Genomic DNA, 12,466 nt, shown 5'->3' with positions numbered 1-12,466 from the left:
CAGGCCCTCGTACTGGACGTACTTGGGTCTGTGCCTGGTGCGGTGAGAGTGCGTGCATGGCGTCGCAGGGCGGACGGGAATTTGACGACAGGGCCCAGGACTTGCCGTTTGGATCACCCGCGCGCACGACGTACGCCACCGGGCCGTACGTCGCTGGGGGCGCCCCCGCTGGCTGGAGGCGCCCCCGGGCACTCACCTGAGGCCGCCTCAGACCGCCCCAGCTCCTGTCAGCGACCGCACCTCGGTCTCCGCGTGCTTGGCCTCGTCCGGCGGCTCCGCAGACGTGACCGTGCCCAGCCAGCCCGACAGGAAGCCGAGCGGAATCGACACCAGGCCGGGGTTCTGCAACGGGAAGTACTGGAAGTCCACGCTCGGGAAGAGCGAATCGGGACTCCCCGACACCACCGGCGACAGCAGGACGAGCAGCAGCGCGGGTACCAATCCGCCGTATACGGCCCACACTGCACCGCGGGTCGTGAAACTCCGCCAGAACAGCGAGTACAACAGCACCGGCAGGTTCGCGGAGGCGGCGACCGCGAAGGCAAGGCCCACCAGGAAGGCCACGTTCAGGTCGCGGGCCAGCAGCCCGAGCGCGATCGCGACCACCCCGATGCCCACCGCCGCCGTGCGCGCCACGGTGACCTCGCTGCGGGGCTTCGCATGCCGGCGGCGCATCGAGGCATAGAGGTCGTGGGCCACAGACGCCGAAGACGCCAGGGTGATCCCGGCGACGACCGCGAGGATCGTTGCGAAGGCAATGGCCGCGACGACGGCAAAGAGAACCGTTCCTCCCGCGGAGTTCGCACCGCCGCCCAGATCAAGCGCGAGCAGTGGAACCGCCGTGTTGCCCGCCGCGTTCGCTCCCCGCACCGTCTCCGGGCCGACGATCGCCGCCGCGCCGAAGCCCAGCACGATCGTCATCAGGTAGAAACCGCCTATGAGCCCGATCGACCAGACCACCGAGCGCCGCGCGGCCCGTGCCGTGGGCACGGTGTAGAAACGCGCCAGGATGTGCGGCAGCCCGGCCGTACCGAGCACCAGCGCGAGCCCCAGGCTGATGAAGTCGAAGCGCGCCGTCCAGTCCCCGCCGTACTTCAGCCCGGGTGCGAGAAACGCGTCGCCATGCCCGCTGCGCTCCGCCGCCGAACGCAGCAACTCATTCACGTCCCCGTGGAACCGCACCAGGACGAGCACGGTCAAGGCGATGGAACCGCTCAGCAACAGGACCGCCTTGACGATCTGAATCCACGTGGTGGCCCGCATCCCTCCCAGCGACACATAGATCACCATGAGCGCGCCGACGCCGATCACCGTCCAGTTCCGCGCCGCCTCGCTCGAGCCTCCCAGCAGTAGCGCGACCAGGCTGCCCGCCCCCACCATCTGCGCCACCAGATACAGAACGGACACGGTCACCGAAGAGGTTCCCGCCGCGATCCGCACCGGCCGTTCGTTCATCCGGGCCGCGACGACGTCGGCGAGAGTGAACCGCCCGCAGTTGCGCACCAGTTCGGCGACCAGGAACAGGACGACCAGCCAGGCGACGAGAAACCCGACGACGTACAGCAGCCCGTCGTAGCCGTAGAGCGAGATGAGCCCCGTGACCCCCAGGAACGAAGCCGCCGACATGTAGTCACCCGAAATGGCAAAACCATTCTCCATCGGCGAGAACAACCGGCCGCCGGCATAGAACTCCTCGGCCGACCCGTGCCGGTTGCGACTCACCCACGTCGTGATCCCCAGCGTCACCGCCACGAATGCGCTGAACAGCAGCAGCGCCAGCGTCTGATGGTTGCCGGTCACCGCTCACCGCCTCTGACGCTCCGGGTCAGTTCCTGGGTGTCCCAGCGCAGATCGAGCGCGGCCCGGTCCCTGCGCAGCCGCGCATGCCGCGCGTACGCCCACGTGAACAGAAACGTGCTGAGGAACTGCCCGAGCCCCGCCACCATCGCCACGTTCACCGCGCCGGCGACGGGCCGGGCCATGAACCCGGGCGCCGTCGTCGCCGTCACCACATAGCCCACGTACCAGGTGAAGAACACGGCGACGCCCGGCACCACGAACCTCCGGTACCGGCTGCGCACCTCCTGGAAGGCCGCACTGCGCTGCACCTCCAGATAGACGTCGGCCGTCCCGCCCGTGCGACCTTCGTGCTCCAGGCGCGCGGACGGCACAGCGGGAGCAGGCGCGCCCGTGCCGTCCAACTCACCCCAGCCGGAGGCGAGCGCGTCGTACCAGGGGTCATCGAACCGGACCTCCCCGGTATCGCGACCGTCGTGCTTCTCCACCGAACTCTCCTTGTCCGCGACCCCTTTTCGGCCGCGTGCCCAAGGATGGACAGATCGGGAAGATCCCGGACTCTTCTCTCCGCGCTCTTCACCCCATCAGGTGACTCATCCCGTCGGTGGCCGTACGAGACCCTTCCCAAAGGCATAACGCACTGCCTGAGCACGATCCTTGAGGCCCGTCTTGGCGAAGAGGTTGTTGATGTGGGTCTTCACCGTGGCGGTAGAGACATGCAGCTTGCGGGCGATCTCCTGATTGGTGAGGCCGTCGGCGATCAGCAGCAGCACCTCGGTCTCCCGCGTGGTGAGCCCGTCGGGCGGCTCCACGGGCACATCGGCCGCGGGCGCCGGTTCCGACAGCCGCTCCAACAATCGCCGCTGAATGCTCGGCGAGAGTCCCGCGTCCCCGGACAGCACGCTCTCCACCGCGCGCACGATCTCATCACCGCCCGCGTCCTTGGTGAGATAGCCACGGGCTCCCGCTCTGAGCGCGGGGAACAGCGACTCGTCGTCCGCGTACGTGGTGAGCACGACGACCTGCGTCCCCGGATGCTCGGCGCGAATGCGCCGGGTCGCCTCGACGCCGTCGCAGCGCGGCATGCGCAGGTCCATCAGCACGACGTCCGGGGCGAGCTCGGCCACAAGTGCCACGGCCTCGTAGCCGTCCCCGGCCGCACCCACGACCTCGATCCCCGGCAGCAGGCCCAGCAGCATCACGATGCCTTCGCGCACCACGGTCTGGTCGTCCGCCACCACGACTCGAGCCGGCTTCCTGATCTCCTCCTCCGTCATACGGGCACCCTCAGCGTCACCACGAACCCCTCCTCGTCCGGCCCGGCCTCCAACGAGCCACCCAGCAGCTCGGCACGCTCCCGCATGCCCAGCAGACCGTACCCGGCCCCTGCACCGCTGAGTTCGCCCGGCGGTCCTCCCGAGTCCCGTACGCCCAAGGTCACTTCGTGCTCGCCGTACTCGAGCCGCATGTGGACCTTGGCGCCCGGCGCATGCTTACGGACGTTCGTCAGGGCTTCCTGCGCCACCCTGCGCACCGCCTGCGAGGCCTCGGCGGGCAGCGGCTGCCGTTCACCCGCGACGGTGATGTCGGCGCCGTCCGCCGTGGCGACCAGTTCGCTCAGGAAGTCCTCCACCGGGGACATCTCCCCCCGAAGGGCGGAGAGCGCCTGCCGGGTCTCGGCAAGCCCCTCACGGGCCATCCCACGTGCCGCCACCACCCGCTCGAGGATCTGCTCCCGGTCTGCGTCCCGCTCGATCAGCAGCCGGGCCGCCTCCAGATGCACCATCTGCGCCGAGAGACTGTGCGCCAGGACGTCGTGGATCTCCCGCGCGATCCTGGCCCGCTCCGCGAGCGCCGCGGACTCCGCCTCGGCCACACGAGCCGCCCGCTCCTGAGCGAGCAACCGCTGGGCACTGCCGCGGGCCTCCGCGTCGAGGCGCAGCACGTATCCGGCCAGGGCGAGACCCCCGGTGGTGGCCGCCGTGGTCAGCCAGACGTCGTTGTTGACCGCCGCGAACGCGCTCAGTGCCAAGGAGGTGGCAGGCAGTGCCGCCGCGAGAGGCAGCCTCTCTATGGCGCTGATGGCGCACCCGCACCACAGGACGATGGCCGACACCCGGAATCCCGTGCTCACTCCCACCGTCGCGATCACGAGCAGCAGGGCGAGCAGCGCCAGAGACGGCAGCAGACGGTGTTCGAGCGTGGTCCGCCAGAAGGCCCACGCCGCCAGCCCGCAGACGAGGACCCCCAAAACGCCCGCCGCGATCGTCCAGGCGCCCAGATGGCCGCTCGTGAAGGTCGTCCACAGGAGCAGGCCGAGGGCGAAGAGGCGCGCCGCCCAGGCAAGCGCGCGCCTGGGCTTGGCCACTCCGGCTCGGGACAGCGCCTCGCGGGAGGGCCAGCGCTTCAAAGCGTTCTCCGTCACACGCGCTCCTTCCACGAGCCCTGGGGCACGTCGTCACCGTACGCCGTCGCCTGCACGACGCTCGGGTGCAGAGACTGAGAGCGCCAGGCCAGGATCCCGGAGCGGACCAGCAGAGTGGCCGCGAGGGCGAGCAGCAGGGCGGAGCTGCCCTGATGGACGCCCAACAAGGTGCCGATGCCGAACAGTCCCAGCCGCAGGGCTATGCCCACACCCCAGACGGCCGCACTGGCCTTGGTGCTCTTGCTCCACACCGAGCCGTCCGGCTCCGCCCATGTCCGTGTCGTCCATCCCCACGCGGCTCCGGTGGCCAGCCCGATGAACAGCTCTGCCCCCAGCAGCAGAATCGCCTCGGTCCGGTGGTGGATGTCGATCAGGCCCGGCTCCCGCAGAGCGATCACGGCCAGGACCGCGGGCACGATCCACCACCGCCTGTCCGTGCTGATCCTGCGCGTACGGAACTGGCGCGCGACGACCAGCACAACAACGGCGAGGATCACCAAGGCATTGACGAGCCCGGACATCACGACCTCCGTGGGCGAGGAAGAGCGGGTGCAGACAGCAAGCGCTGTCGACGCCTTCGACGCTACGGAAATCGGCGGCTCAGCAGATCGGAGCCGAGGTGGATCGTGGGTGGATCCGCACCCACCTCACCCCTCCACCCACGGGTGGAGCCCCCCACGACTCGCACCCACCAACCGCGGTTCTCGCCTCCGCCGCCCCTGCCCTCCCCCAAGCTCTCGGCTTCGCTCGACCAGGGGGATCCCCATCATCCCCACTCGAGGGCTCCGCCCCCCAACCTCCGATCGGCCTGAACGGCCTCGTCCTCAAACGCCGGACAGGCTGAAAGATACGCGCCGGCGCCCCTCGAGGGGCGCGGGGAACCGCGCGCCCAGCCCCCGACCCACCCGCAGCCGGCCCTCCCACGGAAAGGGCCGTGATGCTGCGTGCAAGCCCGTCGCTTACGCCCGGATCGAGCAGTGGCTCCCATACCCGGCCCACGCCCGAACCAGCGGCGACGGGCTCGACGCACCGCCACGGCCCCGACCCACCACAAACGCCCGGCACCGGCCCCCCGGCCCCCGGCAGCGCAGCGCCTACGCGTCGATACGCGACCTATCCAGCGTCGCCGCAGAGCTGGAGATGAACTCCTTACGAGGAGCGACATCGTTCCCCATCAGCAGGTCAAACACCTGCTCGGACGCCTCCAGGTCGGAGATGTTGATCCGCCGCAGCGTCCGGTGGCGCGGGTCCATCGTCGTCTCCGCCAGCTGATCGGCGTCCATCTCGCCAAGACCCTTGTAACGCTGGATCGAGTCCTTGTAGCGCACGTTCTTGCGCTGCAGTTCCAGCAGCGTCTCGCGCAGCTCACGGTCCGAGTACGTGTAGACGTACTTGTCCTGGCCCTTCTTGGGCTGGCTCAGCTCGATGCGGTGCAGCGGCGGCACCGCCGCGAACACCCGCCCCGCCTCGACCATCGGCCGCATGTACCGCTGGAACAGCGTCAGCAGCAGAATCCGGATGTGCGCCCCGTCGACATCGGCGTCGACGAGCAGGATGATCTTCCCGTACCGCGCCGCGTCGATGTCGAACGTCCGCCCGGACCCGGCCCCTATGACCTGGATGATCGCGCCGCACTCGGCGTTCTTGAGCATGTCCGTGACAGACGCCTTCTGGACGTTGAGGATCTTGCCGCGAATCGGCAGCAGCGCCTGGAACTCGGAGTTCCTGGCCAGCTTGGCGGTGCCGAGCGCGGAGTCTCCCTCGACGATGAACAGCTCGCTGCGCTCGACGTCGTCGCTGCGGCAGTCAGCGAGCTTGGCGGGCAGCGAGGAGGACTCGAGGGCGGTCTTCCGACGCTGCGCGTCCTTGTGCTGGCGGGCCGCGATCCGCGTACGCGCGGCGGCGACGGCCTTCTCCATCACGACCCGGGCCTGCGCGGCCGCGTCCCGCTTCGTGGTGGTCAGGAAGGCCTTGAGTTCGTTGGAGACCACGTTCGTCACGATCCGGCGGGCCGCCGAGGTGCCGAGGACCTCCTTGGTCTGGCCCTCGAACTGCGGCTCCGCGAGGCGCACGGTGACGACGGCGGTCAGGCCCTCCAGGGCGTCGTCCTTGACGATGTCGTCCTCGGCGACCCGCAGCAGCTTCTTGGCCCGCAGCACCTCGTTCATCGTCTTGGCGACGGCCTGTTCGAAGCCGGCGACGTGGGTGCCGCCCTTGGGCGTGGCGATGATGTTCACGAACGACTTGAGGTTCGTGTCGTAGCCGGTGCCCCAGCGCAGCGCCACATCGACGCCGAGCTCACGGGTGACCTCGGTGGGCGTCATCTGCCCGTGGTCGTCGAGGACCGGGACGGTCTCCTTGAAGGTGCCCTGCCCGGAGAAGCGGAGAACGTCGCAGACGGGCTTGTCGGTGGCCAGGTACTCGCAGAACTCGCTGATGCCGCCGTCGAAGCGGAAGGACTCCTCGCCCTTGCTGCCGCCCTCGCCGAGCCCGTATTCGTCACGGACGACGATGGTCAGGCCGGGCACCAGGAACGCGGTCTGGCGGGCGCGCTGGTGCAGGTTCTCCAGGGAGAGCTTGGCGTCCTTGAGGAAGATCTGGCGGTCGGCCCAGTAGCGCACGCGCGTGCCGGTGCGTGTCTTGGGGATCCGCTTCAGCTTGCGCAGCCCGCTGGTCGCGTCGAACGCGGCCTCGGGACCGTCCGCCTTGAACGCTCCCGGAGTGCCGCGACGGAAACTCACCGCATGGGTGTGGCCACTGCGGTCCACCTCGACGTCCAGACGGGCGGAGAGCGCGTTCACCACGGAGGCGCCCACGCCGTGCAGACCGCCGGAAGCCGCGTACGAGCCGCCTCCGAACTTGCCGCCCGCGTGCAGCTTGGTCATCACGACCTCGACGCCCGACATGCCGGTCTTGGGCTCCACGTCGACCGGGATGCCGCGGCCGTTGTCCCGCACCTCCACCGAGGCGTCGTCGTGCAGGATCACCTCGATGTGGTCACAGTAGCCCCCGAGGGCCTCGTCCACGGAGTTGTCGATGATCTCCCACAGGCAGTGCATAAGACCGCGGCTGTCGGTCGAGCCGATGTACATGCCGGGGCGCTTGCGTACGGCCTCGAGCCCCTCGAGGACGAGCAGGTGCCGCGCGGTGTAGTTGGAACCGTCCCGGTCTGCTCCGGTCAGCAACGCTGTGGACGGCACGGACGTGTCGGCGGTCACGCGGTTCGCTCCTCGCTGAATTTCAGATGGGACCCTTTTGGGTAAGGGGCCGGCTTCGGTCTCCGCTCAGAGGGTACCGAGGCCTGGTAGAGCCGTTGTAACGCCACCCTCGCATGAACTCAGACTAGTCCAGGCTCGCATGAGTGTTCGATCCCTCGATGGAGTGAAGTACATATCACGTTCCCTTCCAGGCATGAACCATTTAGGCTCCGGGCACGTCCTCATGAACAACCGGCAAGCCAGCCGGGGAGGACTGACCCTGACAGACAGCGCGAACCCGTAAGACACAAAGACACGTAATACGGCTCATTCGCCGCCACCCGGCAGCAGACAGCCGCCCCGGAAGAATTTTTCGAGGAAAAGCCACGAGCGGGAACGTTTTCGGCCTGGTTGGATGTTGACCCTGGTACGACAGCTCGTCGAGCTAGAGAAGAGGCGACGTGACTACTGTTCTGACCCCCGCGAGCCCGCTGACGGCCGCTGACCGCTGCGACCGTTGCGGCGCCCAGGCATATCTGCGCGTCGTCCTCCTCAGCGGCGGTGAACTGCTCTTCTGCGCCCACCACGGACGCAAGTTTGAGCCGGAACTCAAGAAGATCGCCGCTGAGATACAGGACGAGACGGAGCGACTGACGTCGGTCCCGGCAACGTCCAACGACGAAGAGCGCTGACACTTCGCGTCAACGACGACGAGCCAGCTCTGGCAATAGGCCGGTGTACGGGCGGTCACCCCTGCTACTCGGGGTGACCGCCCGTATGCGTACCGCCTCCCGGTGGCGCAGTGCGCCACCGCCCGGAGCGGCAGCACGGTCCCGTGCGGCCGCGACGCGGACCGCGCTCACGCACTTCGATGCGCCACTGGTGCGCGCCCTTGCCGGGCACCTCTACGCGCCACCGGCCCGTATCGCTCCGGCGCGCCTCCACACGCCACTGGCCCGAATCGCGCCCGCGCACCTCCACGCGCCAGCGATTCACCCCGCCCCGGCGCCCCGCGCCCCGCGATCGGCTGCGTTCCGTACCGCTTCCGCCCGTGCGGCCTCAGTGGCTCATGTCGAGCGCCCTGACGACGTCTGAGACCCGCGTGTAGACCCCGGGGCTTCCCGCCTGCCCGCAGCCGCTACCCCAGGACACGAGGCCGATCAGCCGCCCCTGGGCGACGAGCGGGCCACCGCTGTCCCCCTGACAGGCATCCCGCCCACCCGCGTCCTTCCCGGCACACACCATGGAAGCGGCTTGATAGGCCCCTTCATCACTTCCCGGATACGCCCGCTCACAGACCGAGTCGGACAGTACGTTCACGCTCGCGGACCGCAGACTGAGCGGGTAATTGCCGATGCCTGTCGTATCGCCCCAGCCGTAGACCGCGGCGACCGTGCCGGGCGCGTACGCGGGATCCCCCGAGGGGGCCATACGGATGACCGAGCTCTGGGGCAGCGGGGAGGCGAGGGTGATCACGGCGAAGTCCCCGGCGTTCGTGGCGGCGTCGTACTGCGGATTGACCCAGGTTTCGCGCACCGGGATCTCCTTGCCCTTGCCGGACAGCAGGTCGGTACGGTCCGCGATGATCTTCAAGTCGTGGATCTGCTGCGGTGGCGCCCCCAGCACGAGCGGACTCAGACAGTGGGCCGCGGTCAGCACGAGCGACGGGCCGATCACCACGCCGCCGCAGAACTGCCCGGCCCGCGTACCCCCGAACCGGTCACGGCTGGACAGTGCCACCGTCCACGGACTCTGAGCGATGTCGACCGGATGGCCCCCGATGACGATGTCGTCGGTCGCGGCCGGGGCGGGGGATGCCAGCGGTATGAGAGCGGCGGCGGCCGCAAGGGCCAGTACTGGGGCGAAAGGACGGCGCATGCGCGTTCCTCACTCTGGGATGGTCATGGAACACCCAGAGTGAGCCAGCGGGCGGCGGCGCGCACTCCATGCATGCGCCGAGGGCCCGGCTCCCCATCGGGAGTCGGGCCCTCGGCGACAGTACGGTCGAGACCTAGTCGAGGTAGTCGCGCAGCACCTGCGAACGCGACGGGTGACGCAGCTTCGACATCGTCTTGGACTCGATCTGACGGATCCGCTCACGCGTGACGCCGTACACCTTGCCGATCTCGTCGAGGGTCTTCGGCTGACCGTCGGTGAGACCGAAACGCATGGAGACGACGCCCGCCTCGCGCTCGGACAGGGTGTCGAGGACGGAGTGCAGCTGCTCCTGCAGGAGCGTGAAGCTGACCGCGTCGGCCGGGACGACAGCCTCGGAGTCCTCGATGAGGTCACCGAACTCGCTGTCGCCGTCCTCGCCCAGCGGGGTGTGCAGCGAGATGGGCTCGCGGCCGTACTTCTGGACCTCGATGACCTTCTCAGGGGTCATGTCGAGTTCCTTCGCCAGCTCCTCCGGGGTGGGCTCGCGTCCCAGGTCCTGGAGCATCTGACGCTGCACGCGCGCGAGCTTGTTGATGACCTCGACCATGTGCACCGGGATACGGATGGTGCGGGCCTGGTCGGCCATGGCACGGGTGATCGCCTGACGGATCCACCAGGTGGCGTACGTGGAGAACTTGTAGCCCTTGGTGTAGTCGAACTTCTCGACCGCGCGGATCAGACCGAGGTTGCCCTCCTGGATGAGGTCCAGGAAGAGCATGCCCCGGCCGGTGTAGCGCTTGGCCAGGGACACCACCAGACGGAGGTTGGCCTCCAGGAGGTGGTTCTTGGCGCGACGGCCGTCCTCGGCGATGATCTCCAGCTCGCGCTTGAGCTTCGGGGCGAGCTTGTCCGCGTTGGCCAGCTTGTCCTCTGCGAACAGGCCCGCCTCGATGCGCTTGGCGAGCTCGACCTCCTGCTCGGCGTTGAGCAGGGGGACCTTGCCGATCTGCTTGAGGTAGTCCTTGACCGGGTCGGCGGTGGCGCCGGCCGCGGCGACCTGCTGCGCGGGCGCGTCGTCCTCGTCCTCGTCGGACAGGACGAAGCCCTGGGCGCCGTCCTCGGCGGGCTCCTCGGCACCGGGCTTGCCCGGGGTCTCCTCGACCGCCTCGTCGTCGATGAGCTCGGCGTCGTCCTTCTTGGCGGTGGTCTTCTTCGCGACGGCCTTCTTGGCGACCGTCTTCTTCGCGACGGCCTTCTTGGCGACCGTCTTCTTGGCGGCGACCTTCTTGGCGGACGCGTCCTCAGCCGGATCGTCGGCCACGGGCACTGCCGGGGCGGCGGTGGCGGCGACCTTCTTGGTGGTCACCGTCTTCGCCGCGACCGTCTTGGTGGCGGTGCGCTTGGCCGGACTCTTCGCTGCGACGCTCTTTCGGGTGCGCTTGGGCTCCGCGGCACTGACCATCAGCGTCACACCCTCTTCCTCGAGGATCTGGTTGAGGCTGCGCAGTACGTTCTTCCACTGAGTGGCCGGAATCTGGTCAGCTTCGAAGGCCCGACGCACGTCATCGCCGGCGATCTGCCCCTCAGCCTTTCCCCGCTCAATGAGCGCCATGACAGAGACGGACTCGGCGATCTCCGGCGGGAGCGTACGGGATGTGCTGGCCGACACGAACAACCTCTCGGAACGTTGGAAAACGGCTTCCGGCCCCGTCCACTGCGGACAGGAGCCGACGACCGCCGACTTGGGGATGGGTCGACGGCGCGGGCGGGAGCCGGGAGGATGCACAGCGCCGTGAACGGCGTCCGTATTCCCTCCTCGGCTGTCACCTCTTAGGTCATCGCGCAGTTCCGAAGAGCGTTACGCCCAATCTGCGTGGCCCGAGTCACACCCCATAAGTGCCCAAAAGTGGCCAGATACGGTCAGAGGAGGTCAGCCGATGGACTCATCACCTCAAACCGATGGGTTCATCACCTCAACCGATGGCTTGATCACCTTCATCACATCGTCGGATCCCGCCGGATCCCGGAAGGATCCGACGGGGTCCGGCGGGGGATGTTCCGCCGACCAAGCGATGCCACGAGAGGGCACACGCCCCCCGACCGCGCCGCTCTCGGGGCGCGATCAGTGCTCGCGCGGCGCGGGCACCACGCGCTCCACCTCGGGGTGAACGGCGAGCAACTGCCGCATGGCCGCCTCGGCCGCCGCACCGTCGGCCTCGGCCAGGGCGTCGACGATCCGGCCGTGGTGCGTCAAGGAGGTCTCGTTCGGTCGGTCGCAGCCGGTGACGGGGCCGCCGGAGACCTGGAGCGCGGCCGAGACGATCCCGGAAAGGTGCTCCAGCATGCGATTGCCCGATACCTGGATGAGCAGCGAATGGAACTCCGCGTCGGCCCGCGAGAAGGTGAGCGAGTCACCCTGCGCCATGGCATGGCCCATGATCTCGACCATGTCTCCGAGACGCTGCTGGACCTCCTCGCGCCCGTGCCCGGCGGCCAGACGCGCGGCGAGCGGCTCGATCGTCCAGCGCAGCTCGCTCAGCTCGCGCCGCTGGTCGTCGCGCTGCGGCCCGAAGGCCCGCCATTCGATGATGTCCGGGTCGAGAAGATTCCAGTCACTGACGGGGCGCACGCGCGTACCGACGTTGGGGCGGGCGCTGACCAGTCCCTTCGCCTCCAGGACGCGAAGCGACTCACGGACGACGGTACGGGAGACCTCGAACCGCTGTCCGATCTCCTCGGGGACGAGCGGGCGGTCCGCGCCCAGGTCGCCGGAGACGATCATCTGACCCAGCTGCTGGACGAGTTGGCCGTGCAGTCCGCGTCCGCGGCTGCCCGCGGCGCGCCGGCCGACGCGGCCCAGTTCCGGGTCCGCGCCCTCCCACGCGGAGGCGCCGACGCGTTCGGCACCAGGGCCCTCGGCGTAGGGGTAGCGGTCTAGCCCGCCCGGGCCGGCCAGGCCGGAGTCCGAGGAGCGGGCGGCGGTCATCATGGTGTGCGCAAGGGTACTCACGGATCATTTGTCGGCGCTGTCTCCAACTCCCTTGAGGTCTTTGGTGAAAAGCACACGAAAGGGTGATCGCTCACCGCGTCGCAATTGACGCCTTATCGGAAAGAAATGGGCGTTCTCCGGGGAGTTGTGCACACGGCGGGAACGGAAGGGTAAGGACGG

At 68.7% G+C, this 12,466-nt stretch carries 10 protein-coding genes; 1 reads left to right on the top strand and 9 read right to left on the bottom strand.

What is annotated here, in order from left to right:
- Window positions 1-207: 207 nt before the first annotated feature.
- The 6 genes from ABZ656_RS17485 to ABZ656_RS17460 all read right to left on the bottom strand — a co-directional run bounded on the left by ABZ656_RS17485 (window position 208) and on the right by ABZ656_RS17460 (window position 7,440).
- Window positions 208-1,800, bottom strand: coding sequence for a cation acetate symporter (locus tag ABZ656_RS17485; protein ID WP_101401084.1), 1,593 nt, complete (start codon window positions 1,798-1,800; stop codon window positions 208-210).
- Window positions 1,797-2,285: a DUF485 domain-containing protein gene (locus ABZ656_RS17480; protein ID WP_101401083.1), complete on the bottom strand. Its 489-nt coding sequence runs from the start codon at window positions 2,283-2,285 to the stop codon at window positions 1,797-1,799. Before ABZ656_RS17480 ends, ABZ656_RS17485 begins: the two co-directional genes overlap by 4 nt.
- 105 nt (window positions 2,286-2,390) lie before the next feature.
- The gene (locus tag ABZ656_RS17475) at window positions 2,391-3,074 is read right to left on the bottom strand and encodes a response regulator transcription factor (protein WP_101401082.1); all 684 of its coding nucleotides are present in this window, start codon (window positions 3,072-3,074) and stop codon (window positions 2,391-2,393) included.
- Window positions 3,071-4,222 carry a histidine kinase gene (locus tag ABZ656_RS17470; RefSeq protein WP_101401081.1) on the bottom strand — a complete coding sequence of 384 codons (1,152 nt, stop codon included), beginning with the start codon at window positions 4,220-4,222 and terminating at the stop codon, window positions 3,071-3,073. Before ABZ656_RS17470 ends, ABZ656_RS17475 begins: the two co-directional genes overlap by 4 nt.
- Complete coding sequence (locus ABZ656_RS17465) at window positions 4,219-4,743, bottom strand: DUF1453 domain-containing protein (protein WP_360268861.1); 525 nt, start codon at window positions 4,741-4,743, stop codon at window positions 4,219-4,221. The genes ABZ656_RS17470 and ABZ656_RS17465 overlap by 4 nt, the downstream gene beginning before the upstream one ends.
- Window positions 4,744-5,316: 573 nt before the next feature.
- Window positions 5,317-7,440: a DNA topoisomerase IV subunit B gene (locus ABZ656_RS17460; RefSeq protein ID WP_101401079.1), complete on the bottom strand. Its 2,124-nt coding sequence runs from the start codon at window positions 7,438-7,440 to the stop codon at window positions 5,317-5,319.
- Between the two features lie 440 nt (window positions 7,441-7,880).
- Between ABZ656_RS17460 and ABZ656_RS17455 the strand changes: the two genes are divergently transcribed.
- Entirely contained in the window at window positions 7,881-8,111 is a 231-nt protein-coding gene (locus tag ABZ656_RS17455) for a hypothetical protein (protein WP_075030622.1), read from the top strand.
- A gap of 367 nt (window positions 8,112-8,478) precedes the next feature.
- On the opposite strand, the gene ABZ656_RS17450 is transcribed toward ABZ656_RS17455, so the two are convergent.
- The 3 genes from ABZ656_RS17450 to ABZ656_RS17440 all read right to left on the bottom strand — a co-directional run bounded on the left by ABZ656_RS17450 (window position 8,479) and on the right by ABZ656_RS17440 (window position 12,307).
- The gene (locus tag ABZ656_RS17450; protein WP_101401078.1) at window positions 8,479-9,297 is read right to left on the bottom strand and encodes a serine protease; all 819 of its coding nucleotides are present in this window, start codon (window positions 9,295-9,297) and stop codon (window positions 8,479-8,481) included.
- Window positions 9,298-9,430: 133 nt separating this feature from the next.
- Window positions 9,431-10,966 carry an RNA polymerase sigma factor gene (locus ABZ656_RS17445; protein WP_101403801.1) on the bottom strand — a complete coding sequence of 512 codons (1,536 nt, stop codon included), beginning with the start codon at window positions 10,964-10,966 and terminating at the stop codon, window positions 9,431-9,433.
- Window positions 10,967-11,419: 453 nt separating this feature from the next.
- Window positions 11,420-12,307 (bottom strand): FCD domain-containing protein, encoded by an 888-nt coding sequence (locus tag ABZ656_RS17440; protein ID WP_159064415.1) that lies wholly within the window; start codon window positions 12,305-12,307, stop codon window positions 11,420-11,422.
- Window positions 12,308-12,466 lie beyond the last annotated feature (159 nt).

Source organism: Streptomyces sp. NPDC007095, from assembly GCF_040634475.1.
GTDB lineage: Bacteria > Actinomycetota > Actinomycetes > Streptomycetales > Streptomycetaceae > Streptomyces.
This window is presented reverse-complemented; position numbering and strand designations above follow the sequence as displayed.

Coding starts and splice junctions, on each gene's coding strand:
- ABZ656_RS17475 (WP_101401082.1), bottom strand. CDS start 3,074: ATGACGGAGGAGGAGATCAGGAAGCCGGCTCGAGTCGTGGTGGCGGAC.
- ABZ656_RS17465 (WP_360268861.1), bottom strand. CDS start 4,743: ATGTCCGGGCTCGTCAATGCCTTGGTGATCCTCGCCGTTGTTGTGCTG.
- ABZ656_RS17450 (WP_101401078.1), bottom strand. CDS start 9,297: ATGCGCCGTCCTTTCGCCCCAGTACTGGCCCTTGCGGCCGCCGCCGCT.